At 73.3% G+C, this 25,932-nt stretch carries 24 protein-coding genes and 1 riboswitch; of the genes, 13 read left to right on the top strand and 11 right to left on the bottom strand.

All coding sequences use genetic code 11. The features are described 5' to 3' along the window. Positions 1-49: 49 nt before the first annotated feature. A complete protein-coding gene (locus OG898_RS34680) occupies positions 50-496 on the bottom strand; it encodes a nuclear transport factor 2 family protein (protein ID WP_266962527.1) in 447 nt (148 codons plus the stop codon). A gap of 105 nt (positions 497-601) precedes the next feature. Between OG898_RS34680 and OG898_RS34675 the strand changes: the two genes are divergently transcribed. Further along, positions 602-1,171: a PadR family transcriptional regulator gene (locus OG898_RS34675; protein ID WP_266962525.1), complete on the top strand. Its 570-nt coding sequence runs from the start codon at positions 602-604 to the stop codon at positions 1,169-1,171. Further along, complete coding sequence (locus tag OG898_RS34670; protein WP_266962523.1) at positions 1,158-1,955, top strand: SGNH/GDSL hydrolase family protein; 798 nt, start codon at positions 1,158-1,160, stop codon at positions 1,953-1,955. Before OG898_RS34675 ends, OG898_RS34670 begins: the two co-directional genes overlap by 14 nt. Positions 1,956-1,981: 26 nt before the next feature. On the opposite strand, the gene OG898_RS34665 is transcribed toward OG898_RS34670, so the two are convergent. Continuing rightward, positions 1,982-2,845, bottom strand: coding sequence for a class I SAM-dependent methyltransferase (locus tag OG898_RS34665; protein ID WP_266962521.1), 864 nt, complete (start codon positions 2,843-2,845; stop codon positions 1,982-1,984). Between the two features lie 192 nt (positions 2,846-3,037). On the opposite strand from OG898_RS34665, the gene OG898_RS34660 reads away from it, so the two are divergent. From OG898_RS34660 to OG898_RS34650, 3 genes are all read left to right on the top strand, one after another. After that, entirely contained in the window at positions 3,038-3,610 is a 573-nt protein-coding gene (locus tag OG898_RS34660; protein ID WP_266962735.1) for a TIGR03086 family metal-binding protein, read from the top strand. 111 nt (positions 3,611-3,721) lie between these two features. Further along, a complete protein-coding gene (locus tag OG898_RS34655; RefSeq protein WP_266962734.1) occupies positions 3,722-5,029 on the top strand; it encodes an aminotransferase class I/II-fold pyridoxal phosphate-dependent enzyme in 1,308 nt (435 codons plus the stop codon). Between the two features lie 73 nt (positions 5,030-5,102). Next, positions 5,103-6,221, top strand: a complete 1,119-nt coding sequence (locus OG898_RS34650; protein ID WP_266962519.1) for an MBL fold metallo-hydrolase — start codon at positions 5,103-5,105, stop codon at positions 6,219-6,221. Between the two features lie 191 nt (positions 6,222-6,412). Here OG898_RS34650 and OG898_RS34645 read toward each other — a convergent pair whose 3' ends face one another. Together OG898_RS34645 and OG898_RS34640 are read right to left on the bottom strand one after the other, a co-directional pair. Beyond that, entirely contained in the window at positions 6,413-7,036 is a 624-nt protein-coding gene (locus OG898_RS34645) for a DedA family protein (RefSeq protein WP_266962733.1), read from the bottom strand. A 5-nt stretch (positions 7,037-7,041) separates the two neighbouring features. Further along, positions 7,042-7,827: an MBL fold metallo-hydrolase gene (locus tag OG898_RS34640; protein WP_266962516.1), complete on the bottom strand. Its 786-nt coding sequence runs from the start codon at positions 7,825-7,827 to the stop codon at positions 7,042-7,044. A gap of 159 nt (positions 7,828-7,986) precedes the next feature. On the opposite strand from OG898_RS34640, the gene OG898_RS34635 reads away from it, so the two are divergent. Beyond that, the gene (locus OG898_RS34635; protein ID WP_266962514.1) at positions 7,987-8,391 is read left to right on the top strand and encodes a hypothetical protein; all 405 of its coding nucleotides are present in this window, start codon (positions 7,987-7,989) and stop codon (positions 8,389-8,391) included. A gap of 49 nt (positions 8,392-8,440) precedes the next feature. On the opposite strand, the gene OG898_RS34630 is transcribed toward OG898_RS34635, so the two are convergent. After that, complete coding sequence (locus OG898_RS34630; protein WP_266959169.1) at positions 8,441-9,424, bottom strand: IS481 family transposase; 984 nt, start codon at positions 9,422-9,424, stop codon at positions 8,441-8,443. Between the two features lie 248 nt (positions 9,425-9,672). Between OG898_RS34630 and OG898_RS34625 the strand changes: the two genes are divergently transcribed. The 4 genes from OG898_RS34625 (at position 9,673) to OG898_RS34610 (ending at position 15,454) form a co-directional block, all read left to right on the top strand. After that, positions 9,673-11,769 (top strand): phage holin family protein, encoded by a 2,097-nt coding sequence (locus OG898_RS34625; protein WP_250740655.1) that lies wholly within the window; start codon positions 9,673-9,675, stop codon positions 11,767-11,769. 253 nt (positions 11,770-12,022) lie between these two features. Beyond that, positions 12,023-12,472, top strand: a complete 450-nt coding sequence (locus OG898_RS34620; protein ID WP_250740656.1) for an SRPBCC family protein — start codon at positions 12,023-12,025, stop codon at positions 12,470-12,472. A 112-nt stretch (positions 12,473-12,584) separates the two neighbouring features. Further along, entirely contained in the window at positions 12,585-13,646 is a 1,062-nt protein-coding gene (locus OG898_RS34615) for an ATP-binding protein (protein WP_250740657.1), read from the top strand. Then, entirely contained in the window at positions 13,643-15,454 is a 1,812-nt protein-coding gene (locus tag OG898_RS34610; RefSeq protein ID WP_266962510.1) for a hypothetical protein, read from the top strand. Before OG898_RS34615 ends, OG898_RS34610 begins: the two co-directional genes overlap by 4 nt. Positions 15,455-15,458: 4 nt before the next feature. Here the strand turns inward: OG898_RS34610 and OG898_RS34605 are convergent, their stop codons facing one another. Both OG898_RS34605 and OG898_RS34600 read right to left on the bottom strand, forming a co-directional pair. Beyond that, positions 15,459-17,033: an RNA polymerase sigma factor gene (locus tag OG898_RS34605; RefSeq protein WP_266962508.1), complete on the bottom strand. Its 1,575-nt coding sequence runs from the start codon at positions 17,031-17,033 to the stop codon at positions 15,459-15,461. Positions 17,034-17,246: 213 nt separating this feature from the next. Next, positions 17,247-18,008 carry a class I SAM-dependent methyltransferase gene (locus OG898_RS34600; protein ID WP_250740661.1) on the bottom strand — a complete coding sequence of 254 codons (762 nt, stop codon included), beginning with the start codon at positions 18,006-18,008 and terminating at the stop codon, positions 17,247-17,249. Positions 18,009-18,098: 90 nt separating this feature from the next. Beyond that, positions 18,099-18,198, top strand: a riboswitch (ZMP/ZTP riboswitch). A 28-nt stretch (positions 18,199-18,226) separates the two neighbouring features. On the opposite strand from OG898_RS34600, the gene OG898_RS34595 reads away from it, so the two are divergent. Continuing rightward, positions 18,227-19,117, top strand: coding sequence for a bifunctional 5,10-methylenetetrahydrofolate dehydrogenase/5,10-methenyltetrahydrofolate cyclohydrolase (locus tag OG898_RS34595; RefSeq protein WP_250740668.1), 891 nt, complete (start codon positions 18,227-18,229; stop codon positions 19,115-19,117). Positions 19,118-19,252: 135 nt separating this feature from the next. Next, positions 19,253-20,779, top strand: coding sequence for a peptide MFS transporter (locus tag OG898_RS34590; RefSeq protein WP_250740670.1), 1,527 nt, complete (start codon positions 19,253-19,255; stop codon positions 20,777-20,779). Between the two features lie 25 nt (positions 20,780-20,804). On the opposite strand, the gene OG898_RS34585 is transcribed toward OG898_RS34590, so the two are convergent. The 4 genes from OG898_RS34585 to OG898_RS34570 form a co-directional block, all read right to left on the bottom strand. Beyond that, positions 20,805-22,043 (bottom strand): MAB_1171c family putative transporter, encoded by a 1,239-nt coding sequence (locus OG898_RS34585; protein WP_266962504.1) that lies wholly within the window; start codon positions 22,041-22,043, stop codon positions 20,805-20,807. Next, on the bottom strand, positions 22,040-23,509 hold the full coding sequence (locus OG898_RS34580) for an NAD(P)/FAD-dependent oxidoreductase (RefSeq protein WP_266962502.1): 1,470 nt from the start codon (positions 23,507-23,509) through the stop codon (positions 22,040-22,042). Before OG898_RS34580 ends, OG898_RS34585 begins: the two co-directional genes overlap by 4 nt. Positions 23,510-23,612: 103 nt before the next feature. Continuing rightward, on the bottom strand, positions 23,613-24,176 hold the full coding sequence (locus tag OG898_RS34575; protein ID WP_266962500.1) for a toxin-antitoxin system, toxin component: 564 nt from the start codon (positions 24,174-24,176) through the stop codon (positions 23,613-23,615). Further along, positions 24,173-25,213 carry a hypothetical protein gene (locus OG898_RS34570; protein WP_266962498.1) on the bottom strand — a complete coding sequence of 347 codons (1,041 nt, stop codon included), beginning with the start codon at positions 25,211-25,213 and terminating at the stop codon, positions 24,173-24,175. Before OG898_RS34570 ends, OG898_RS34575 begins: the two co-directional genes overlap by 4 nt. A 292-nt stretch (positions 25,214-25,505) precedes the next feature. Between OG898_RS34570 and OG898_RS34565 the strand changes: the two genes are divergently transcribed. Next, on the top strand, positions 25,506-25,928 hold the full coding sequence (locus OG898_RS34565; RefSeq protein ID WP_266962496.1) for a hypothetical protein: 423 nt from the start codon (positions 25,506-25,508) through the stop codon (positions 25,926-25,928). Positions 25,929-25,932 lie beyond the last annotated feature (4 nt).

Below are 25,932 nucleotides of genomic sequence, written 5' to 3'. Positions count from 1 at the left end.
CGCCCGAGGTCCGATCAGCCGGGTCGGCCGGGCCGACCGGTCAGCCGGGTCAGCCGGTCACCACGCCGTCGGTGAGCAGGCCGGCCAGGACCGCCTCGCCGACCGCCACGACGGCCGTCTGGGGGCGGAGCATCACGGTGATCTCGTCGATCAGGCCCTCGGGCGTGAGGTGCAGCATGTCGATGCCGTGCACCTGCCGCTCGCCCACGGTGGTCCGGAACGGCAGCACGGTCGCCGGTCCCTCCGTTCCCTCCGCCCCGAACGGGACGCCGGCGGACTGGACGCTGCCGTCGAAGTGGCCGACGTAGTGGAAGCCCTCGAACGTGCGCAGGAGCACGCGGAAGAGGGCCAGTACCGCCGGCTTGCCCTCGAACGGCTTCGACTTCACCGGGCTGTTGAGCCGGACGTCGTCGGTGAACAGCGCGTCCAGCGCGGCGAGGTCATGGCCGGCGACGGCGGCGCGGAAACGGTCGGCCGTGCTGGTGGCGCTGCTCATGAGGACTCCTTGATAGTCACCGATGTGATTAGTCAGTTTCTTGACTATCATGGCCCGGCGTCCCTGAGAAGACGTTGCCGCGCACGATCCCGAGGAGACCGACCGATGGCTTTGCGCCACGCCGTACTGGCGGCGCTGCTCGACGAGGAGCTGAGCGGCTACCAGCTGGCCAAGGCGTTCGGCACGGGCGTGGCCAACTTCTGGCACGCCCTGCCCCAGCAGCTCTACACCGAGCTGGCCAGGCTGGAGCGGGAAGGCTTCATCGCGGGCCGCGAGGTGGTCCAGGACACCCGGCCGAACAAGCGGCTGTTCCAGGTCACCGACGCCGGACTGGCCGAGCTGGAGCGCTTCACCGCCGCCGAGACCAAGCCCTGCGTCATCCGCGACGACCTGCTCGTGAAGGTCCAGGCGGCCGAGCACGTCGACACGGAGGCGCTCATCGCGCAGCTCGCGGAGCGGACCGCCTTCGCGACGGCCAAGGCAGAGCTGTTCGAGAAGCTGCTGGGTTCGATGCGCGGCGAGCGCACGGAGGAGGAGTTCCTGCGCCACGGCACACGGATCGGCCCCTACCTCACCTGCCTGCGCGGCCTGGAGTTCGAGCGGGCCAACCGGGCCTGGTACGAGCGCACCACGATCATTCTGAGCGAGAGGCGGGCATCCCGTGGAGAGCAGTGAACAGCGACGGCCGACCCGGTACGTGGCTCTCGGCGACAGCCAGAGCGAGGGCGTGGGCGACGGGGACGACCGCACCGGGCTGCGCGGCTGCGCCGACCGGCTCGCCGAGCTGATCGCGGCGCACGAGCCCGATGTCCTCTACGCCAACCTGGCCGTCCGGGGCCGCCTGGCGGCAGGGGTCCGCGAGGGGCAGCTCGGGCCGGCCCTCGCGCTCCGCCCCGACCTGGCCACCGTGGTCGCCGGGGTCAACGACGTGCTGCGGCCCCGGTTCGACGCCGACGAGGTCGCCGGGCACCTGGAGGCGATGTTCGCCGCGCTCACCGCGCAGGGTGCCCGCGTCGCCACCGTCACCTTCCCCGACATCGCCAAGCTCGTCCCGCTCGCCAAGGGGGCGGCCCCGCGCGTCACCGCGCTGAACGACCGGATACGGCGGGCGGCGGAGCGGCACGGGGTGGCCGTCGCGGACTTCGCCCGCCACGAGGCCTCCACCGACCCGCGGATGTGGAGCGCGGACCGGCTGCACGCAGCGCCGTCCGGCCACGCGATGATCGCCGCCGGTGTCGCGCACGCCCTGGGGCTGCCCGGCAGCGACGACGGCTGGACCCGCCCGCTGCCCGGCCCGCCGCCCCTCGCTCCGGCAGGCCTGCGGGGCGTCGCCGGGGAGCTGCGGTGGGCCGTGGGCTTCGCCGGGCCCTGGATCGGGCGGCGGCTGCGCGGACGCTCCTCCGGGGACGGCCGCACGGCCAAGCGGCCCGAGCTGCTCCCCGTAGGCCCGGCGGCCTGACGGGAGCGCCCGTCAGGCCGCCGGGGTCAGGCGCGGCAGATGATCTCGCCGTGCAGCACCGAGAACCAGGCGTCCGGCTCCGCGCCCCAGGTGTGCCAGGCCTCGGCGGCGGCCGACAGCTGCGCCTGCGTCGCGTGTCCGCCTTCGGTCGCGATGCCGGCGTAGGCCGAGGCCGTCGTACGGTCCGCCCACAGCGAGGACCACCAGGCGGCCTCCTCCTCGGTCGCGTAGCACCACGAGGTCGCCGTACAGGTCACGTCCGTGAAGCCGGCCGCCCGCGCCCACGCGCGCAGGCGGCGTCCGGCGTCCGGCTCGCCGCCGTTGGCGCGCGCCACCCGTCGGTACAGGTCCAGCCACTCCTCCAGCCCCGGAGTCGCGGGGTACCAGGTCATCGCCGCGTAGTCCGCGTCCCGCGCCGCGACGATCCCGCCCGGCCGGCACACCCGGCGCATCTCGCGCAGCGCCTGGACCGGATCGCCCACGTGCTGCAGCACCTGGTGGGCGTGGACCACGTCGAAGGAGTCGTCGGGGAAGTCCAGCGCATGGACGTCGGCCGTGGCGAACTCGATTCCGGTCAGGCCCCGTTCCTTCGCGTACGCGGCGGCCTGGTCGACCACGTCCCGCGCCGCGTCCACCGCGGTGACCCGGCCCTGCGGCCCCACCAGCTCCGCCAGGTCCGCCGTGATCGTGCCCGGGCCGCAGCCCACGTCCAGGACGGCCATCCCCGGGCGCAGTGCGCCGATCAGGTAGGCGGCGGAGTTCTCGGCGGTGCGCCAGCGGTGCGAGCGCAGTACCGACTCGTGGTGTCCGTGGGTGTAGACCGCGGTCTCGTGCGCGGTCTCCGTGGCGTTCGCGGCGTTCATGGCGTCCGTGGCGTCCGTGGCGTTCATGGACCTGGCTCCTTCGTCGTCGAAGTGCTGTCGAGGCGTTGGTTTCACCGTAAGGGATCAGTTCGTCATCTGAGATATGCGTATTGACATGTGGACACCATCCTTGTGCGTCAAGGGCGTTGGGTGAACGGGTGGCAGGCGGGGGCGGGTGCGAGGACAGTGAATCCGGGGGAACGAAGGACGGTGAGATCCATGCCGGACCCGCTGCTCGAACGGCACGCCGAGGCGCTGCGGCTCTTCGGCCGGTACGTCCACGCGGTCTCGGACGCGCAGTGGGACGCGCCGACGCCCTGTAGCGAATGGAGCGTGCGCGACCTGGTCAACCACGTCACCGCCGAACAGCTCTGGATACCGCCCCTGGTCACCGACGGCCGCACCGTCGAGGACATCGGCAGCACCTTCAACGGCGACGTCCTCGGCGCCGATCCGGCCGCCGCCTGGGACGAGGCCTCGGCCGCCGCGCACACCGCCTTCGAGATCCCGGGGGCCCTGGAGCGCACGGTCCGGCTCTCGTACGGGCCCGCGCTCGGGTCGGCGTACTGCTCGGAGCTGACCGCCGACTGCGTGATCCACACCTGGGACCTCGCGCGGGGCATCGGCGCCGACGACCGGCTGCCGGACGGCCTCGTCGAGTTCTCCATCAAGGAGGTCATGCCCTACGCCGACGGACTGGCCGCGAGCGGCATGTACGACGCTCCGCTGGAGGTGCCGGCCGGGGCGAACGCCCAGACCCGGCTGCTCGCCCTGGTGGGGAGGAGCGGCTGAGGCGGTGCGCAGCACCCGGCCTCCACAACGGGCGATCCCGGACGAATAACCGTATAAAGGCAGGGTCGGGAGCGCGGGGACGGCAGGGAGAGGTGGCGCGCGGTGTCGGGGATCCAGCGCACGACGGCCGAGGGCCGGGGCCAGGTCCGCTACGGTCCGCCCGCACCCCAGCCCGGCCTGCCCGTGCTGCCCGAGCTCACGGCCGTCCTCGCGGCGGCCGCCTGGCGCTCGGCCCCCGAGCCGCCCGGCGGAGGAGTGCCCGTACGCGCCGCCGCGGCCCGGCACTGGGGGCGGCGCGGGCTCCCCACCGACCCCGACCACGTGGCCGCCGGACCCGGCGCGCCCGCCCTGCTGCTGGCGCTGCTCGGCGCGCACGGGGGCGACGTCATGCTGCCCCGGCCCTGTCCCGCCTGGTGGACGCCACAGGTCCGGCTGCTGGGACGGCGGGCCTACCACGTCCCCACCCCGGCCGAGTGCGGCGGCGTACCCGACCCGTACGCCCTGCTGGAGACCGTGCGCCGGGTCCGCGCCGAGGGCGGCGACCCGCGGGTGCTGCTGCTGTCCGTCGCCGACGACCCGACCGCGACCGTCCCGCCGCCCGAGCTGCTCCTCGAGGCCTGCGAGGCCGCCGCGTCCGCCGGGCTGTTCGTCGTCAGCGACGAGACCTGGCGCGACACCGTCCACCGGCCGGCCCACGGACGCCTCGGCGGGCCGGCTGGTGGACGCCTCGGCGGGCCGGCCGACGCGGACGGCGCCGGCGGACAACAGGGCTCCCACGACAGGCTCGTCGTGCTCAGCCCCGCCGAGATGCTGCCGGACGACACCGCGGTGCTCATGGACCTCTCCGGCGCCCTGCTGCCCGCGGGCTGGCCCGCCGCCGTCATCCGGTTCCCCGGCACCCCGCGCGGCACCTGGCTGCGGGCCCGGACCCTGGACGTGCTCACCGCCACCGGCGGGTTCGTCGCGGGCCCCGTCGCCGGTGCGGCCGCGCACGCCCTCGACGAGCCCGCCGCCGTCGCGGGCCGTGCCGCCGCGGCCGCCGCCCTGCACGGCGCGGTGGCCCGGGCCGCGCACCGGGAACTGCTCGCCGCCGGGGCGCTGGCCCGGCCCCCGCAGGCCGGCCGCCACCTCTACGCCGATCTGACGCCGCTGCGCCCGGGTCTCGCCCGCCAAGGGGTCGGCGACGCGATGGAACTGGAGGACTGGCTGGGCGGACGGCTCGGCGCGCCCACGCCCGGCGGGCAGCGGTTCGCGGACGAGCCCGTCGCCCCGCGGGTCCGGCTGTCGACCGGACCGCTGCTCGGCGCCACCCCGGAGGAGCGGCTCGCGGCGCTCACCGCGACCGACCCCCTCGCCCTGCCCCACGTACGGGACTCCCTGGCCCGGCTCCGGTCGGTCCTGGCCGGGCTGTCCGACTGACCCCCCGCCCTGGCCCCCGCCCTGACCCCCGCCCTGGAACCCCCGACTGCCGCCGGTGAACGGAGACTTCTCGATGAGGGATCAGACGGAGGCCCCCTCGGCTTCCCCGGCCGAGGCGGGCCCGGACGCGCCTCCGGCGGCGGCCCGGGCGGGTGGCGGTGGCGGTGTGGGCGTGGGTGGCCCTGCCGGTGCCGGTGCCGGTGCCGGTGTCGGCGTCCGGCATGCGCGGCCGCGGCCGCTGGGCGAACACCGGCTGTGGCCCCGCTCGTTCGCGGACCGGCTGACCACCCCGCTGCCGGGGCTGCGCGCGTTCGCCCGGCTCGCCCGCGAGGGCGCCTTCCGGCCCGGCCCCGAGGGGCTGCGCGGCATCCCGGACCTGCCGTACGAGCCCGCCCCGCTGCCCGCCGTCGCCGCCGGGGCGGTGTCCGCCACCTGGGCCGGGCACGCCAGCTGGGTCCTGCGGATCGGCGGACTGACCGTACTGACCGACCCCGTCTGGTCCCGGCGGATCCTCGGCACCCCCGCCCGGATGACCCCCGTCGGAGTGCGCTGGGAGGAACTGCCGCCGGTCGACGCCGTGGTGATCAGCCACAACCACTACGACCACCTCGACGCCCCCACCCTCAAACGGCTCCCGCGCACGACGCCGCTCTTCGTCCCGGCGGGGCTCGCGCGCTGGTGCCGGCGGCGGGGGTTCACCCGGGTCACCGAACTCGACTGGTGGGAGTCGGTCGAACTGGGCGGCGTACGGTTCGAGTTCGTACCGGCGCACCACTGGTCGAAGCGGTCGCTGATGGACGCGTGCCGGACGTTGTGGGGTGGCTGGATGCTCAGCGCCGCAGGGGCGACCGGGGCGGTGAAGAAGGTGTACTTCGCCGGTGACACGGGCTACGGGCACTGGTTCGGCGAGATCGGGCGGCGGCACCCCGGCATCGACCTCGCGCTGCTCCCGATCGGGGCGTACGCCCCGCGGTGGTGGCTGCGGGACGTCCATGCGGACCCGGAGGAGGCCGTGCAGGCCTGTCTGGACCTGGGGGCGCGGAGGATGGCTCCCATGCACTGGGGGACCTTCGTGCTGTCGTCGGAGCCGGTGATGGAGCCGGTGCAGCGGGTGCGGGTCGCGTGGGCCCGTACCGGGCTGCCCCGGGAGCACCTCTGGGACCTCCCGGTCGGGGCGTCCCGAGCGCTGTAGCCGCCTTACGGCTACGGGGTGGGCGGGGCCCTGCGGGGCTGTCCCCTACCCGCCCTTCCACCGTTCCCCGAGCTGCGCCCGGACCCCCTGGGGCTCCGCCCCAGACCCCGCGCCTCAAACGCCGGCGAGGCTGATTTCGGCTGGCCCCCGGGAACGGCGCCGCACGCGGCATCGGGTTCCGACCGGCCAGGTCAGCCGCCGGGGCGGATGCGGCGCCACAGTGCCGGGGCTGCGCTGATGAGGACCGTGAGGGCCACCGCCAGGGCCACGCCCTTCCAGGGTTCCGCGAAGAGGGAGCCGCCCACGATGCCGATCAGGCCGTAGGTCGCCGCCCAGGCCAGGCAGGCGGGGCCGTCGCCGCGGGCGAAGCGGCGCAGGGGGAGTTCCGCGAGCAGGCAGGCCAGCATCACGGGGATGCGGCCGCCCGGGAGGAGGCGCGAGACCACGAGGACCAGGACGCCGTTCTCGTCGAGCTTGCGCTGCGCCTGGGCGAGGCGTTCGGGGGTCGCCCGCCGGCGCAGGGCCTCCAGCCAGCGCGACCCGTTGCGCGACCGCACCCCGCGCCGGCCCAGCCAGTACAGCGCCATGTCCCCGGCGAACGCGGCCAGCGAGGACACCCCGAACACCAGCAACAGCCCGAAGGGGAGGGAGTCCTGGTGGAACGCCACCACCGCCGCCGAGCTGACCAGCGCGCCCGTCGGAATCACCGGTACGAGCGCGCCCAGCGCCACCAGGACGAAGAGGGTCGGAAGGCCGATCGCCTGCTGGGTGGATTCCGGCGGGACCTGCGCGGCCGACTCCGCGAGCTGCCACAGCCCCCTCACGGCAGCCGCACCCGTTCACCGTGCGCGGGCAGCCGGACCGTCACCTTCGGCGCCTCCCTGCGCGCACACCGTACGAACTCCTCGCCCGGCGCGTGGAACTCGTGCGGCCGCACCGCGTCCATCCCGATCGGCCAGTACGTGCCCCAGTGCACCGGGACCGCCGCCGCGGGCGCGAGCAGGGCCAGCGCCCGCGCCGCACCCGCCGCGTCCAGGTGTCCGGGGCCCAGGTTGGGCCCCCAGCCGCCGACCGGCAGCAGGGCCACGTCCACCGGTCCGACCTCGTCGGCCATCGAGTCGAACAGGCCGGTGTCCCCGGCGAAGTAGGTCCGCGAGGAGCCCTCGATCACGTACCCGAGCGCGGGAGCGAGCCGCGGTCCGAACGGCAGCCGCCGCCCGTCGTGCAACGCGCTGACCGCCCGGACCCGTAGGCCGCCGCCCCGTACGCCGTCCCCCAGGGCCACCGTGTCGCCCGGCGCCAGCTCCGTGACCGTCAGCCCCCGCACCCCGGCCATCCGCGCCAGCCCCGGCACCGCGCGGGGCGCCCCGCGCGGCACCAGCAGCCGGGTCCCGCGCGCGAGGCGCGCCAGGGAGGGCAGGTGCAGGTGGTCGGAGTGCAGGTGCGAGACGAGCACCGCGTCGGCGACCGCCGCCTCCGGCGGGGGCACCGCCCCGCGACGGCGGCGCAGGTGCGCCAGACGGCGTGCGAAGAGCGGGTCCGTGAGCAGCCGGACACCGGAGTCCTCGACCGTGCACGTGGCGTGGCCCCACCAAGTGATCTCCACCGGCCCCTGATCCCCTCCCCTCGTCCCGCGTGCCACCGGGTCCCGTCCGAGCCTAAAGGCTGCCCGCCGCAACCGCCCGGAACCGGGGCACCGGAACCGTGGAACCGGGCCTTCACGCCCCCTCCTCCCCGGCGGCGGATCGGAGTAGGGTCGGGCGGCATGGATGAGCTGCGCGTGGCCGCGATCGCCAGCCTGGCCCCGCTGGAGGATCTGGACACGGATCCCTTCGCCGTCGACACCCGGAGCCAGCACGCCGCGTGCGCCCGCTGGGCGGCCGACCGGGGCTTCGTGGTGACCCGCCAACTGTTCGTCTACGGGCTGCGCGCCGACCACTGCGGCCTGTGGAACGACATCGACGCCGGCCGCGTCGACCTGTTCGTCGCCGCCAACCACCGGGTGCTGACGCGCGCGCTGCGCTCCGTGGGGGAGTTCACCGCTGAGTGCGCACGGCGCGGCGTACGGCTGGAAACCACCGGTCTCGACGAACCGCGCTACACCTCCGCGATGAAGGCCGAGGTGCACCGCCGGCTCTCCATGCCGACCGCCGGATACGACGGCACCTAGGCCGTCTCTTTCGGATCTTGCCGGGCAGGCAAGATCCGAAAGAGACGGCCTAGGTGTATTGACCCGCAGCGTTGTTCACACGGCTGATGGGCGGGTGTCCGCCCAGTGCGGTGTGGCAGCGGTGGTGGTTGTAGGTGTGCAGGAAGTCTGTCAGGGCTTCGGTCCGCTCATGGTTCGAGGCGTAGGGCCGTTGGTAGGCCCACTCCTCGGCGAGCGTCCGGTTGAAGCGTTCGACCTTGCCGTTGGTCTGCGGCCGGTAGGGCCGGGTTCTTTTGTGGGCGATACCGGCCGCGGTGAGCGTACGGGTGAAGAGCTTGGATTTGTAGCAGGCGCCGTTGTCGGTCAGGACGCGCTCGACGGTGATGCCGTGGGCGGCGAAGAAGGCGTTGGCCCGCTGCCAGAACCCGGTGGCGGTCTCCTTGCGCTCGTTGGCCAGGACTTCGCTGTAGGCGAGGCGGGAGTGATCGTCGACGGCGGAGTGGATGTAGGAGTAGCCGATCACCGGCGTGCTGCTTCTGCGCTGGTCGGTAGTGGCCTGGCGGTTACGGTCGCCTGCGGCTCGGCCCACCACGCGCCATCCGCCGCCGTCGGGGATGTTGCCGAGTTTCTTGATGTCGACGTGGACGAGTTCGCCCGGTCGAGCGCGTTCGTAGCGGCGGATCGGCTCTCCGGTGGGCCGGTCCAGCCAGGCCAGGCGGCCCAAGCCGTGACGGGTCAAAATCCGGTGCACGGTCGAGGCGGGCAGGCCCAGGATCGGGCCGATCCGGGCCGGCCCGAGCTTTCGGCTCCTGCGCAGTTCACAGACTCGGGCTTCGACCGCGGGGCGAGTGCGGTGCGGGGTCGTGCGCGGGCGGCTGGAACGGTCGTGGAGTCCCGCATGGCCTTCAGTCCGCCAGCGGCGGACCCACTTGTGGGCCGTGGGCCTTGATATGCCCATCTCGGCAGCGACATGCGCCACCGGCCGCCCGGCCAGGACACGTTCGACCAGGATCCGCCTGCCGTGAACGGTCAGGCGGGCATTACGGTGTGACACGAAGACCTCCGTGTGTGGTGTGGAGCCTAGACACCTCCACCACACCGGAGGTCTTCACCATGATCAAGACCCGGCCCTGTTAACAACGCTCGTGATCAATACACCTAGGCGCGGCGAGCGGCCGCCCCCCGTACGCACATCCGCCGCCCGTGTCACCCGGCCGGTCGGGCGCCGTTGTGCGAGCCTGGACATCGTGGGACGGGGGCTCGTCGGCGCGGTGCGGGCCACGGTGGTGAGGCGGTTCGGGCGTGTTGCGAGGCCGGTGGCGGAGTACGGGCGGCGCCCTGGTGCGGGTGGTCATCGTCTGGGCGGTGTCCACGCTCACCATGCTCGCCCTGGCCGGAATCCTCCCCGACTTCAGGCTCCAGGCGGGCGCGGGCGGCGACCGCGACAGCATCACGCAGATAGGTCTGACCGCCGCCATCGGCGCCGGCGCGTTCGGTCTGCTGAGCGCCCTGGTGTGGCCGGTTCTCGTACGCGCCCTGCTGCTCGTGCCGGCCCTGGTGCTCGGCCTGCTCGTCTTCTTCCTCAACGGCTCGCTGCTGCTCCTGGCGCTCAGCCTGATCCCGGCCGGCCGCGGCGAGGCGGACCCCGAGACGGCCGTGGTGGTCGCCGCCGTGATGTCCGCCGTCGCCTCCGCGACCTCCACCGCCCTCGCCGTCCGCGACGACGAGGCCTACCGGCGCCGGCTCTACCGGCTCGCCGACCGCCGCCGGCGCCGCCAGCACCGCGAGGGCATGCCCGGGGCCGGCGAACGCACCCCCGCCCTGGTCTTCCTGCAGCTCGACGGGGTCGGGTACGAGGTGCTGCGCCGCGCGGCCGGCAGCGGGCTGATGCCGACGGTGGCCGACTGGCTCGACCGCAGCCACCGCATCGGCTCCTGGCACACCGACTGGTCGAGCCAGACCGGTGCGAGCCAGCTCGGCATCCTGCACGGCTCCAACTTCGACGTCCCCGCCTTCCGCTGGTACGAGAAGGACACCGGCGAGGTGATGGTCTGCAACCGGCCCACCAGCGCCGCCGAGCTCCAGCGGCGGGCCGTCGAACGCACCGGGGACGGCGGCCTGCTCACCCTCGACGGGGCCAGCCGCGGCAACCTCTTCAGCGGCGGCGCCGGCCAACTGGCGCTCGTCCTGTCCGTCTCCGCCCGCCGGGGCCCGCACAACCGATCCCGCGCGGGCTACTTCGCGTACTTCTCCGACCCGGCCAACGCGGTCCGCACGGCGCTCTCCTTCGTCGCCGAGGTGGCCCGCGAGATCACCCAGTCGGTACGCGGCCGCCTGCGCGGGGAGCGCCCACGGGTCGCGCGCGGCGGGCTGTACCCGCTGATCCGCGCCTTCGCGACGGTGGTGGAGCGCGACGTGGTGGTCGCCGCGGTGATCGGCGACATGCTGGCCGGGCGCGCCGCGGTCTACGCCGACCTGGTCGCCTACGACGAGGTCGCCCACCACTCGGGCCCGCGCTCCCGGGACACCGAGCAGGTGCTCGCCCGGCTCGACCGCAGCCTCGCGCTCATCGCCCGGGTCGCCGAGCACGCACCCCGGGAGTACCGGATCGTGCTGCTCTCGGACCACGGCCAGAGCCCGGGGGAGACCTTCCTGGCCCGGTACGGGCTCACCCTGAAGGACCTGGTCCGCGCGGGCTGCGGGCTCCCGGTGTCCCGGAAGGCCGGCCGTACGCACAGCGGGGCCGAGGCACGGGCCGCCGTACGGGCCGCCCTGCACCGGCCCGTGGAGGAGACGGACGACGAGGTGCGCCCCGGGACGGGCCCGGACCCGGTGGTCCTGGCCTCCGGCAACCTCGGGCTGATCTCCTTCCCGGACCTCCCTGGACGGGCGTCCAGGGAACGCATCGACCGCGCCCACCCGGCGCTGCTCTCCACCCTGGCGAACCACCCCGGGGTCGGATTCCTGCTCGTCGACGGGACCGTCATGACGGCCGACGGGGCCGAAGCCCGGCTGGACGAGCCGGGCGCGGCGGAGGCGCTGCTCGCCCCCTTCGGCCCGGGCGCGGCGCGGGCGGTCCGGCGGACCGACACCTTCCCGCACGTGGCCGACGTGATGGTGAACTCGGCCTACGACCCGGAGACGGGCGCGGTGCACGCCTTCGAGGAGCAGATCGGCTCGCACGGCGGCCTGGGCGGGGAGCAGGGCCATCCGTTCCTGATGTGGCCGGTGGAGCTGTCCGAGCCGGTGTACCGGCCGGACGGCGAGCTGGTGGGCGCGGAGGCGGTCCACCAGGTCCTGCGCCGCTGGCTCACCGAATCGGACGGGCCCCAGGTCCCGGTCCCCCCTGAGCTCTCCGTCGCCCCGGGCACGGGCACGGACCCGGCGCCCGCGTCCTAGGGGGTGTCTTGTCGATCGGGCCGGGCTCGCGGCGTCTGGTGCCGCGCCTCGCCGCGTTGTCGTCACTCGCCGACGCTCCGCGTCGACTCCCTCCTCCGCCTTGCGATCCACGGCACCAGACGCCGCTCCCTGATCCGGCCCGATCGACAAGACACCCCCTAGGAGGCAGGACGCCTTCCAGGGCCTCGCGCGGCCGTCGGCCCCGGGCGTACTTTGGAAACAGAGTCCATCAGGGGGGCTCCGAGGGGTCGCCATGTCCGCGATCAGCAAGAGCATCGACATAGACCGCAGTCCCGAGGACGTCTACTCGTACATCACGGACCCCACGCACCTGCCGGAGTGGCAGGACAGCGCCGTCTCGGCAGTGCCGATGGGCGATCTTCCCGTCCACGTCGGTTCGAAGATCCTCATCACCCGGCAGATCGGGCGCCGCACGATCCCCACGACCATGGAGGTCGTGGACATGGATCCGCCGAGGAGCTGGCACTTCCACGGCGTCGACGGACCGGTCCGCCCGGACGTGAGGGGCCGCATCGAACCCCTCGACGGAGGCACCCGCTCGCGGGTGACCATCGCCGTCGACTTCGAGGGCCGCGGCATGGGCAGGGCGCTCGTCCCGCTCGCGGTCAAGCCCATGGTCCGCAAGGAGATGCCCCGCAGCGAGGAGAAGCTCAAGCACCTGCTGGAGCACTCCGCGGCCTGAGAACAAGGGCCGCAGGGCCCGGAAGAACCGGAGAAAACCGGGTGCTCGGGGACACCCGGTGCGCTCACACTGGGCGCACCCGTACCCGGACCACTCAAGGACGACCCCACCCGTGCAGGCTGCCGTCACCGTCACCCCCGCCCAGATCCCCGAACTGCTCCTCGGCCTCGCCACCGTGCGGCCCGTGTTCCTGTGGGGTGCGCCCGGCATCGGGAAGTCCTCGCTCGTGCGGAAGTTCGCCGACTCGCTGGGGCTGGAGTGCGTGAGCCTGCTCGGTACGCAGCTGGCGCCCGAGGACCTGATCGGCGTGCCGCAGATCCGCGACGGGCGTTCCGTGTTCTGCCCGCCCGAGGCGATCGCCCGCGACGAGCCGTACTGCCTGTTCCTCGACGAGCTCAACGCCGCGAGCCCGGACGTCCAGAAGGCCTTCTACTCGCTGATCCTCGACCGCCGGATCGGCTCGTACGAGCTTCCGGCGGGCTCGATCGTCATCGGCGCGGGCAACCGGGCCACCGACAACGCGCTGGCCCGGCCCATCGCCTCGGCGCTGGTCAACCGCCTCACCCACGTGCACCTGACGGCCTCCGCGCAGGACTGGCTGGTCTGGGCCGGGGAGCACGGCATCCACCCCTGGGTCACCGACTACCTCACCGACCGGCCCGACCACCTGTGGTCGCAGCCGCCCAAGACGGAGGAGCCGTTCTCCACGCCGCGCTCCTGGCACATGCTGTCCGACGCCCTGCACTCCTTCGGGCCGGGCCTGGACGAGCAGACCCTGAAGGTCGTCGCGCACGGCACCCTCACCCCCGCGCACGCCGTCTCCTTCTGCGGCTACGCGAAGATCGTCCGCCACAGCTTCGGCATCGAGGCGATCATCAAGGGCGACGCCTCCTGGCCCACCCGCCTCGCCGACCGCGACCTGCTCTACTACCTGGCCGAGGCCTTCCGCGGCCGGCTGGTCAAGGAACTCCCCGCGCAGCGCGAGCACGTGTCGCCCGCCGTCCGGCAGACCGCGTACCGGGCCAAGTCCCTGCTCGTGCAGCTCGCCGAGATCTCCGTCGAGGTCGCCCAGACCGTCATCGCGGACGACGCCGACGGACTGCCCGTCCTGCCCGGCTGGTTCCTGATCGAGGCCGCCCGCGACATGCCCCGCCTGGTCGAGGCCCGCCGATGAGCCGCGGCGGACGCGGCAAGGAGGCCAAGCCCGACCCGGCGACGCAGGCCTTCGCCGAAGGCCTCGCCCTGGTCAAGCGGAACCCGGCCCTCGCCTCCGTCGAAGCCGACGTGTGCCGCCAGGCCAAGTGCCCGTCCACTCCGGCCGGCGGCCTGGCCGCGGTGACCTCCAACGGCAGGATCCACGTCCACCCCACCAAGCGCGCCGATCCCCGGGAATGGGCCTGGACGATCGCCCACGCCCTGCTCCACCTCGGCTTCGGCCACGTCCCCGCCGCCAAGGAGGAGGACCGGCCGCAGCCCGACCGCTTCGACCTCGCCGCCCGGTGCACCGTCGTCAACCGCTTCCTGCTGACCTTCCCCGTCGGCCGGGCCCCGGATCGCCTCCCCGCCGAGTACCCCGGCGGCGACGAGGAACTGCTCGCCGCCCGCTGGCGCCGCGACGGCATCCCGGCGGCGTACGAGCACTGCGGCACCGCCGGGGACCACCCCGACCAGGTACTGGTGCCCTGGCGCAACTGGGGGAGCGCGGCGCCCCCCGACTGGGAGACCGGCTTCGCGCACGCCCTGACCCGCAGTGTCTCGGCCGCCATGGACGTGGCCGGCGGCCGCCGCGACCGGGTCACCGGGGAGCGAGTGCGCCAACATCCCTGGGACCGGGCACTGAACTGGTTCGTCTCCTCGTACCCGCTGCTCGGCGGCCTCGCGAGCGGCCTGAGGATCGTCGCCGACGCAGAGCTGGCCCGCGCCCAGGGCATCGACATCGCCGCCGTCAGCGCGAGCGCCGGAGAGATCTACGTCAACCCGCTGCGCAGCTTCACGGACGGGGAATGGCGGTTCATCCTGGCCCACGAGATGCTGCACGCCGCCCTGCGCCACGGGGAGCGCCGCGGCGCCCGCGACCCGTACCTGCACAACGTGGCCGCCGACTACGTGGTCAACGGCTGGCTCGTGGAGATGGCCGTCGGCGAGATGCCCGAGGGGCTGCTGTACGACGCCGAGCTCCGGGACCTGTCCGTCGAGGAGGTCTACGACCGGATCACCACCGACCTGCGCCGCATGCGCCGCCTCGCCACCCTGCGCGGCAAGGGCCGCGGGGACATCCTGGGCGAGCCGCTGCCCCACCCGGGCAGCTGCCCGTACACGGACCTGGACGATTTCTACCGGCGCGGCCTGGTCCAGGGCTTCGACCTGCACGAATACGGGGAGCGCGGGCTGCTGCCCGCCGGGCTGATCCAGGAGATCCGGGCGCTGGCCCACCCGCCGGTGCCGTGGGACGCCAAGCTGGCCCGCTGGTTCGACGAGTACGTGCCGCGTCCCGTGCCCGTACGGTCCTACGCACGCCCGGCGCGCCGCCAGGCGTCCACCCCGGACATCCCCCGCGCGGGCCGGTACTTCCCGCCCGAGGAGATCGCCCGCTGCACCTTCGGGGTGGTGCTCGACACCTCGGGCTCGATGAACGCCGCCCTGCTCGGCAAGGCGCTGGGCGCGATCGCCTCGTACGCGGAAGCCCGCGACGTACCGGCGGCACGCGTCGTGTTCTGCGACGCGGCGCCGTACGACGCGGGCTATCTGCCCCCGATCGAGATCGCGGGCCGGGTGAGGGTGCGCGGCCGGGGCGGGACCGTCCTGCAGCCCGGCATCGACCTGCTGCAGCGGGCGGAGGACTTCCCGCCCGGAGCCCCCCTGCTGGTGATCACGGACGGGGAGTGCGACACCCTGCGGATCCGGCGCGAGCACGCCTTCCTGGTTCCGCAGGGTGCCTCCCTGCCGTTCACACCCAAGGGGCCGGTCTTCCGACTGACCTGAAGGTTTAGTCGAGGTAGTCGCGCAGCACCTGCGAGCGCGACGGGTGACGGAGCTTCGACATGGTCTTCGACTCGATCTGGCGGATGCGCTCACGGGTGACCCCGTACACGCGGCCGATCTCGTCGAGGGTCTTCGGCTGGCCGTCGTTGAGGCCGTAGCGCATGGAGACCACGCCCGCCTCGCGCTCCGAGAGCGTGCCCAGGATGGACTGGAGCTGCTCCTGGAGGAACGTGAACGACACCGCGTCGGCCGGCACGACCGCCTCGGAGTCCTCGATGAGGTCACCGAACTCGCTGTCGCCCTCCTCACCCAGCGGGGTGTGCAGGGAGATCGGCTCGCGGCCGTACTTCTGGACCTCGATGACCTTCTCGGGGGTCATGTCGAGTTCCTTGCCCAGCTCCTCCGGAGTGGGCTCCCGGCCGAGGTCCTGGAGCATCTGGCGCTGGACACGGGCCAGCTTGTTGATGATCTCGACCATGTGGACGGGGATGCGGATGGTGCGCGACTGGTCGGCCATGGCACGCGTGATCGCCTGCCGGATCCACCAGGTGGCGTACGTGGAGAACTTGAAGCCCTTGGTGTAGTCGAACTTCTCCACGGCGCGGATCAGACCGACGTTGCCCTCCTGGATCAGGTCCAGGAAGAGCATGCCGCGGCCGGTGTAGCGCTTGGCGAGGGAGACCACGAGGCGGAGGTTGGCCTCCAGCAGGTGGTTCTTGGCCCGGCGGCCGTCCTCGACGAGGATCTCCAGCTCGCGCTTGAACGCGGGCTTGTGGTCCTCCTCCTCTTCGAGCTTGTACTCGGAGAAGAGACCGGCCTCGATGCGCTTGGCGAGCTCCACCTCCTGCTCGGCGTTGAGCAGCGGCACCTTGCCGATGAGCTTGAGGTAGTCCTTGACGGGGTCGGCGGTGGCGCCGGCGACCATGACGGTCTGGGCCGGGGCGTCGTCCTCGTCGTCGTCGGACAGGACGAAGCCGGCGCTGCCGCCCGTCTTGGGCGTCTCCTTCTCGTCGCCCTCGTCCAGGTCCTCGGCTGCCCAGTCCTCGCCCTCGGAGACGGCGGCCTCGGCCTCGTCGCCGTCCTTGGCGGTCTTCTTGGTGGCGGCCGTCTTCTTCACGGCGGTCTTCTTCACGGCGGTCTTCTTGACCGTCCGCTTCTTCGGCGCGGCGGCGGCCTCTGCCGCCACCTCCTCCTCGGTCCCGGAGGCCGACGGGTCGGATATCGCCGCGGCGGGGGTGGTGGCGGCCGTCTTGCGCGCACCGATGAGGCGCGGCGGGGCGGCAGCCTTCTTGGCGACGGTGCGCGCCGGGGCGGCGGCCGCCTTGCGCGCCTTCTTGGCGGGAGCCTTCGTGGCGGGGGCGGCACTGACGTGCAGCGCGACGCCCTCCTCGTCCAGGACCTGGTTCAGGCTGCGCAGGACCCGCTTCCACTGGTCCACCGGGATGCGGCCGGCCTCGAAGGCCTGGCGCACGTCATCACCGTTGATGTGACCCTGCTCGCGGCCACGCTCGACAAGCGCGACCAGGGCCTCGGATTCGGCGATCTCCGTGGGGAACGTACGGGACGGGCTGAGCGACACAAGGAGCCTCTCGTTGCGAACAGATAAGGGGTGGCGGGACATCATCGCGCGAACTCGGGAAACAGACCCGAGGGGGGTCTGTATTCCGGGCCGCACGAGGACACCTGTCGGTTCATCGCATGCCCGAGTAGATTCGTTACGCGCTGAATTGAGTGACCTGCGCCACGCCGTGACCGGGGAGCCGGTCGCGGGTGGTCGCGTCCGCCCGTTTTGTCAGCCCGTTTTGCGGGCCTCGATGAGAAATCGGGCGGTGTGTGCGACGAACGGGCCTTCGTGCTCGATCTGTTCGTGCAGCTCGCGCAACCGGTCCCGATGCTGCCCGACCGTGAAGCCGGGCACCATCCAGATCACCTTCCTCAGAAAGTAGATCACGGCTCCGATGTCGTGGAACTCCGTCCGCAGCCGCTCGGAGCGCAGATCGACCACCTCCAGTCCCGCCTTCGTGGCCTCGGCGACCGCGTCGTCGGGGTGCCGGGCCCGCCGGACCTCCTCCGGTTGCGGGCCCAGGAAGTACTCCACGAGCTCGAAAACGCTCGCCGGGCCGACCTGCTGGGAGAGGTACGTGCCACCGGGCTTCAGCACCCGCGCGATCTCCTCCCACCAGATCGTCACCGGATGCCGGCTGGAGACGAAGTCGAAGGCCCCGTCGCCGAACGGCAGCGGCGGCTCGTCGGAGTCCGCGACCACCGCCGCGCCCAGCGGGTGCAGCAGTTTTGTCGCCTTGTCGATGTTCGGCGGCCACGATTCGGTGGCCACCGTCAGCCGGGGCAGGGGCCCGGCTCCGGCGAGCACTTCTCCGCCGCCGGTCTGGATGTCCAGGGCGGAGCCGACCTGCGCCAGGTGCCGCGCCAGGAGGCGCTGGTAGCCCCAGGAGGGGCGCTGTTCGGTGGCGCGGCCGTCGAGCCAGGAGAAGTCCCAGCCGTCCACGGAGACGGATTCCGCTTCGGCGACGAGATGGTCGAAAGTGCGCGTCATGTCTCGATCGTCCCAGGTCCGGGCCGGGTCATCCACCGGATTGCCGGGCGCGGGGCCCGCGCCGGGCTTCACCGGGGTTCGCTTACACTTGCGGCGGGCCGTGACTGGCGTTCGGGTGGATCACCACCGGGGAGCGGCCCGGCGTACTCCGCATTCGGTACGTCGACTGCCGCGCGCCTGGGCGAACCGCGATCCCGCAGCGACGCTCAGGAGCCCCGATGACCACACAGACGACTGCCCAGCAGGCACGGACCGCCACCCTGATGGACGGCACCGCCCTCGCCCGCCGCATCTCGGAGCAGACCGCCGAGTACGCCGCGAAGATCACCGAGCGCACCGGTACCGCGCCCTGTCTGGCCACCGTGCTCGTCGGCGAGGACCCCGCGTCCGTCACCTACGTCCGCATGAAGCAGAACCGCTGCGCCAAGGCCGGGATCACCTCCCGCCACGTGGAGCTGCCGGCCGCGACGACCACCGAGGAGCTCGTCGCCACCCTGACCGCGCTCTCCGAGGACCCGGAGATCAGCGGCATCCTGCTCCAGCACCCCGTCCCGCACCACATCGACGAGCGCGCCGCCTTCGAGGCCATCGCCCCGGGCAAGGACGTCGACGGGGTCACCATGCACTCCTTCGCCGCCATGGGCTTCGGGCTGCCGGGCTTCGTCTCCTGCACCCCCGGCGGCATCATGCGGCTGCTGGAGGCCTACGACGTGGACCTGACCGGGAAGCACGCCGTGGTCGTCGGCCGCAGCGCGATCCTGGGCAAGCCGGCCGGCATGCTGCTCCTGGAGCAGAACGCCACCGTCACCTACTGCCACTCCCGCACCGTGGACCTGCCCTCCATCGTCCGCCAGGCGGACGTGCTGGTCGCCGCCGTCGGCAAGGCCGAGTTCATCCGCGGCGAGGACATCAAGCCGGGCGCCGTGGTCCTGGACGCCGGCTACAACGAGGGCAACGTCGGAGACGTCCACTTCGAGTCGGCCGCCGCCCGCGCCTCGCTGATCACCCCGGTCCCGGGCGGCGTCGGCCCGATGACCATCGCGGTGCTGCTGGAGCAGACCGTCCAGGCCGCCGCCGCCCAGGCCGGCCTGGCCCTCGCGGACCTCTGACCCCCTCCGCGCTCACCTCGGTACGACGAACGCCCCGGGCCCTTCGGTCCGGGGCGTTCCGTTTGCCGCGGTAAGGGCCGAAAGACCGATCCCGGTCCGCCGCCCCAGGGCTCCAATGAATATGTGAAGCCTTCGATGGATATGCAGAAGCCCCCGGCCTCGGACGCAGCACCGGACGCGGCGGCGGTGGGCGGCAAGCGCCACCCGCGCGGGCTCGCCACCCTCGTCCTCGCCGAGCTGTGGGAGCGTTTCAGCCTCTACGGCATGGTCGCCATCCTGGTGCACTTCCTCGCCGCCTCCCGCGGCCACGGCGGCATGGGCCTCCACGAGGGCACCGCGGAGGCCGTGGAAGGCGTCTACATGGCCATGATCTCGCTGCTGGCGCTGCCCGGCGGCTGGATCGCCGACCGGTTCCTCGGAGCCCGGCGGGCCGTCCTGTGGGGCGGCGTGGTCATCATGGCCGGCCACGTCCTGATGGCCGTCCCGAACCCGGTCTTCGTCTGGCCGGGCCTGGTCCTCATCGTCATCGGAACCGGCCTGCTCAAGCCGAACATCTCCGCGCTGGTCGGCCGGCTGTACGCCGCCGACGACGACCAGCGGCGCGACGCCGGCTATTCGATCTTCTACATGGGCATCAACCTCGGCGCCGTCATCGCCCCGCTCGTCGTCGGCTACCTCGGCGAGGAGGTCAACTGGCACCTCGGCTTCGGCGCCGCCGCCGTCGGCATGGCCCTCGGCCTGGTCCAGTACGTCCTGGGCGGCCGGCGCCTGTCGGAGCAGCTGCGCGCGGAGCCCGTGGTCCGGCTCACCCCGGCCGAGCGGGCCAAGGTGGGCAAGTCCTCCGCGTACGGCCTGGTCTTCACCGCCGTACTGGTCACCCTGCTGGCCGCCTCGCACGCGCTGAGCATCGACAACATCACCTTCCTGCTCACGGTCGTCGCCGTGGTGGTCCCGGCGGGCGTGCTGCTCTCGATGTACCGCAGCCCCAAGATCGACCGGGTCGAGAAGACCCGGCTGCGGGCGTACGTCTGGCTCTTCCTGGCCGCCACGCTGTTCTGGCTGGTCTACGACCAGATGGGCAACGAGCTGAACCTGTTCGCCGCCCAGAAGACCGACCTGTCCCTGCTCGGCTGGCACATCCCGGCGAGCTGGACCCAGTCGCTGCCCTCGCTGTTCGTGATCATCCTGGCCCCCGTCTTCGCCGCCTTCTGGGTGCGCCGGGGCAAGCACATGAGCACCCCGTTCAAGTTCGGCCTGGCCCTGCTGCTGACCGGCGCCTCCTTCGTGGTCATGTCGGGCGCCGCGGCCATCGCCTCCAGCGGGGTCAAGGTCTCGCTGATGTGGCTGGTGGGCGTGTACGTGATCCAGGTGATGGGCGAGATGTGCCTGAGCCCGGTGGGCCTGTCGGTCACCACGAAGCTCGCCCCGCGGGCCTTCACCAACCAGATGATGGGTGTCTGGTTCCTCGCCGCCGCCACCGGCGACGCGATCGGCGCCCAGCTGCCCCGGCTCGACGCGGTCATCGGCCAGAGCTGGAACTTCCTGTGGCAGGGCGCCATGGTCATCGCGGCCGGCGCGGTGATGGTCCTCTTCACCCAGCGGCTCAAGGTCCTGACGGGCGAGGCGGCCGCGGCCCGCGAAGCGGTGGCGGTCGCGGCCTGACCGGGCCCGCGGCCGAGGCCCGCGGTCAGGAGCGGGTGGCCCGGTCGCGGGCCCTGGCCACGATCGGGGAGGTATGGAACGCGTGGGCCAGCTCGGTCAGCGGGCGGGAGTCCAGACGGTACGGGGGGCCCGGGAAGTCGGGGTGGGCTCCGGACGCGGGGGCGGTCTCCCGGCCGGCCTCCTGTCCGGCCCCGGCCAGGTCGGCCTCGGCCAGGTCGGCCTCCGCGCGGTGGCGGCAGGCCGCCGCCAGCATGGCCGCGTCCGACACGAGGGCGGCCTCCTCCTCGGACCGGCCCTGAGCGCGCGCGGCCCCGTACGCCTCCTCGCGCACGGCGGGGTCGAACCAGCACCCGAGTGCCAGGATCCCGTCGTCGATCACCGATTCGCGGTGGACCAGCCGGATCCCGACCGGTGACCACCAGGTCAGCGGCACGGGCCGCAGCCCGCCCGGGGAGAACCCGCGCAACGCCGCCCAGAGCGGCCGCAGCCGCCGGTAGCGGCAGTAGTCCTTCCAGGGCGCCGAACCGCCGACCAGCGGCACCAGGAATCCGGCGCCCACGAGCAGGGCCGCCGCCGCGCCCAGCGGCGGGGCCACGGTGGTGGACAGGTGGTCCAGGTCCCTGCCGCTCCAGCGCGCAACCATCGCCGTCCACTTCGCCGCGAGGAAGGCCAGGTCGAAGGCGCCTCCGAGCATCAGCAGCGCAAGTCCCGTACGGAGCGGGCGCAGCGGCAGCATCGAGGGGGACAGACGGCGCAGCCACTTGCGGCACAGCACCGTGAGTGCGGTGCTGCCCACGGTGTGCGCCGCCAGATAGCAGATGATCATCTCGCGCAGGAACGGCGTGTGGGCGTAGTACGTGTCCATGTCGCGCACCCGCTCGACAGGAGCCTCGCCCAGGGCGAACAGGGTCACGATCGCCACCACCACCGTGCCGTACGCGGCCACCGTCAGCCGGGTGGCCCGGCGCACCAAGGCGGCCGGGGTCCCGCTCCAGTGCAGGATCACCACGACACAGGCGCCCGAGAAGGCCGTGAGCAGGCTGTACACCAGGGGAGCCGAGAAGTTGACGACGCCGGTCAGCCGGTTGACGGCCACGATCGTCGGCGGCGCCGAGAGGAAGACCGCGAGCGAACCCCCGACGAGGAGCGTGCACACGGCCCGCATCAGGGGCTGCTCCCAGCCCCGCCTCAACGTGGGCGCCTTGACGATCAGCGCCGCGGCGATCACCGCGCCCGGAACGTAGAGGACGAGGCCTTCGTTCATCGCGCCCGGCCGGCGCGGTCGACCGCTCCGAGGGGGCTGCCGGTGCCGGCCGGCCCGTCCCGGTCCAGACCCGCCACCGTCCGCTCGGCGGCGGTCAGCGGAGCGGCCTTCAGCGCGCCCCGGTCCGATGCGCGCAGCACCTCCCGGACCACCCCGGGGCTGAGCCAGTGGGCCGGCGCCCGGTTCATGGTGATGACCTGGAGCAGGGCCGCGGTGAGCGGGGCCTTGGTGGTGGCGCCTGCCGTCAGCCGCTCGGCGTACCCGTTGAACAGCCCGGTTCCGGGGCGCGGCTTCGTGCCCGTGGCGCCCGGGTACAGGAGGTCCTGCGAGGCGGCGAGGTCCCAGGCGGCGGCCACCTGCGGGGCGATGGCCCGCTGCGCCTCGCGGCCGATGCCCGCATGGGAGAGGCCTTTCGCGCGCAGCAGCGTACGGACGGCCAGGAGGCCCCGGGCCGCGACCGTCATGCCCTGGCCGTGGAGCGGGTTGAAGGTGGCGACCGAGTCGCCGACGGCGAAGAAGCCGTCGGGGAGGTCGGCCTTCTCGAAGAAGATCCGGCGGCTGGCGGCGCCCTGGGTGACGGAGACGTCGGTGAGCGGCTTCCTGCCTTCGAGGAGTTCACCGACGATGGGGTCGCGGACCCCCTTGGCGAACGGGATGAAGGACTCCGGGTCGGCGGTGGGCCGGCCGCCGCGGGTGCCGGACAGGGTGGCCTGCCAGCGGCCGTTCTCGATGGGGACGATCGTCGCGGTCCGGCCGGGTACGGGCACCCGGGGGTCGGGCTGGACGCTGACGATGGGGAAGCCCAGGGCGTGGGCTCCTTCGGGGGCTTCGAAGATCCGGGTCGCGAAGACGAGCCCGCAGTCCACCCCGGCTTCCTCGAGGCCGCTCACGCCGAGCGCCTCCAGCCAGCTGCGGGCCCGGGAGCCGCGGCCGCTCGCGTCGACCACGAGATCGGCGGCGATCAGGCGGTTCTCCTCGTCGGGCGTGTCCGCCCGGACCCCGGTGATCCGGGCCGCGGTGCCCTCCAGGCCGCGGACCCGGCTCTGCTGCAGGGTGGTGACCCCGGGCAGCCCGACGACGCGGGAGCGGACCACCGAGTCGAGGAGGTCACGGCTGCAGGCGATGGTGAACTGCATCTCTTCGTGGCGCGGCAGCCAGCCCTGGGCGGTCTTGGAGACCAGGTCGGTGGGGAGGCTGCGGCGGAAGGCGCCTGCGGCCGTCCAGTCGGCGGTGATGCCCGGGAGGATCTCCTCGACGGCGCGTGCACCGCCCGACCACAGCAGGTGGGTGTGGCGGGCCTGGGGGAGTCCGCGGCGGGGCTCGGGGCCGTCCGGCAGGGCGTCCGCTTCGATGATCGTGACCGTCGCGTGCCCCGCGAGGACGGCGGCGGCGAGCAGACCGGCCAGGCTGCCGCCGATGACGACGGCGTGCCGCGGCAGGGAGGAGAGCGGGGAGGCGTGAGTCATCGTGTGGTGCTCTCTGTCGGGGCCGTGCGAAGGCGCATCGGCTGAGAAGGGACGTCGGCGGGGAGGCGGGGGTCGGCCGCCGGTGTGGTCGTCGGGACCGCGCTCAACGTCCCCAGCCGAACGAGCTCTTGATCCGTTCGACGGCTTCTGGGACCTGCTCTTCCCGCGGTGGCGGAAGGAACGCCTGGAGGATCTTGCCGAGGTGCAGCCCGAAGGTCTCCGCGCGGATCTCCGCCGGATCCTCCCGGTCGGCACGGGCGGCCGCCTGCCGGACGACCGAGCCCAGCCCGCGGTCGGTGCTCAGCAGGTCGGAGAGGCTGCCGCGGGGGCCCGTCAGCCGGGCGGCAACCGCCATGCCGGCGCCGTGGCGGCCGCAGGTGCCCTCGTCCACGTGCCACAGCTCGTGGGAGGCGATGACGAGCTGGTGCGCGGGCCGGGTGCGCTCCTCGATGACGAGGAGGTCCCGGTCCTCCATCCCGAGCCACAGCCCGCTGGCGGTGTCGGGCGGGAAGGGGGCGAACCGGAACTCGACCCGGCGCCCGCCGCGGACGCGCCCGTAGGCGGCGCAGAGGCTCCCGATGATCTCCGCGGCCCCGGCGGGAGGAGTCAGGTGCGCCGCCGCCAGCAGGTCGTCGCCGAGCTTGCGCATGGCCCGTGTGGTCCTCATCGTGCTCCCCCTTCGGAACTGCGGTCGATGTCAACGGCGCCGCCCGGCGGATGCGGTGCGGCCGGGCGGCCCAACTGCCCTTCCCGTGCGAGCAGATCGTCCAGGTGGTCCGCCAGCGACTTCCAGCCGTCCGGTGAGAGCCGGCCCGCCCGGGTCACGATGCTGCGCACGTCGTGCGCCCGCATCACGGCGAGCATCGGGTTCTCGGCGGGCCGGTGCGCGGATTCCAGTTCGCGCTCGATCCCGGCGAGGCAGGTGGCCAGCGCCTCGGCGTCCCCGGCCATCAGGAAGCCGCTCTCGACCCCGTAGAAACGCTGGATTCCGGCGGCCGCCGCGAGATTGGGGAGCCCCTCGCCCTGGGTGAGGCGGGTCAGCGACTGGCCCGAGGCGCAGAAGGAGCCGGCTATGGCGGTGAGGGAGTGGGCCTGCCCGTCCTCGCGGGGGCGGGTGCGGCGCAGGTGCTCGAAGCGGCGGCGCACCTGTTCCTTGAGCGGGAGCCGGGGCGGTGTGCCGTCGAGGGTGAGCCGGATGTCCTCCGGGGCGATGCCGGTGAGGTACGAGAGGCGTTCGAGGTCGTCCGTGGCGCCCTCCACCCGGCCCCCGGGCGCGGTGGTGGCCAGGGCGCGCTCCACCGCGCTCTTGCTGTCGGCGAGCAGGAATCCGGGGTAGACCCCGAAGAACCGCTGTACGCCGGCCGCATGGCCGAGCCGGGGCAGTCCGGTGCCCGCGTTGAGCGGGCCGAGGGAGGCGCCGGGGGCGTCGAAGTCCTCGGCGATCGCGGCGAGCGACCACTCCCTGCCGTGCTTGTCGCGCCGGGTGGCGCGCAGCCGCAGGAAGCGCTGGTGCACCCGGTCGCGGAGCGGCAGCTCGGCGGCGGTACCCGCCAGCACCGCGGGGACGCGGTCCGGGGCGACCCCGGACAGGTGGCTGAGCCGCTCCACGGCGAGCACCCGTGCCGGGTCCTGACCGTGCCGCTCCACCGACGCCGCGACACGGGCCCAGGCCGCGCTGAGGTCAGGCCGGTCGGCGGCGCGCACCAGGCGTTTCTCCGTCAGCAGAGAGAAGGGCGGACGTGGTTGCTCTGCGTGAAGCCTATCCCCCCGATTTGTGGCCGAACAGGAGTACTCCCCACCTTTCTTTCCATCCATCTCAAAAAAGGTGGGGCTTCCGGCAGGCGGAGGGCGCCCATGACGCCGGAGGTAATCGACCCGGCGGGGGCTCCGGCGCCACAGTGGGGGCATCGGGTTCCGGGGCCGCGCACTCGGCTCCGGGGCCCGGGTCGTCCGTACTCCACCAGCACAATCGACCCTCGACGGAGGCTGATCCGCCATGTCCGCAACCCTGCTCACCGCCGTAGCCCGCACCGCCGTCCCCGAGACGGCGCTGCGCCGGGTCCTCGCCCTCGACGCCGTCGTCAGCGCCGGCAACGGGCTCGCCTACGTAGCCTTCTCCGCCCCCCTCGGCCGACTGCTCGGCCTCGGGCAGGGGCTGCTGCTGGGGTTCGGGGCGTTCATGCTGCTCTACGGGGCGGGCGTCGGCCTGCTGGCCTCGCGCCGGCAGCCCCCGGCCTTCCCCGTCAGGCTCGTCATCGAGGGCAACTACGCCTGGGCCGCGCTCAGCCTCGTCGCCCTCGTCCTCTGGTTCGAGCCCACCACGGCCGGGGCGGTCTGGATCGCGGCGCAGGCGCTCGTCGTCGCCTCCTTCGCCGTCCTCCAGCAGCTCGCCCTGCGCGCGGGCTCAGGGCGCCAGTGACCTC

Origin of the sequence: Streptomyces sp. NBC_00193, from assembly GCF_026342735.1 — a bacterium.
GTDB lineage: Bacteria > Actinomycetota > Actinomycetes > Streptomycetales > Streptomycetaceae > Streptomyces > Streptomyces stoeckheimensis.
The sequence above is the reverse complement of the archived record's forward strand: the minus strand, read 5'-3'. Positions and strand labels throughout refer to the sequence as shown.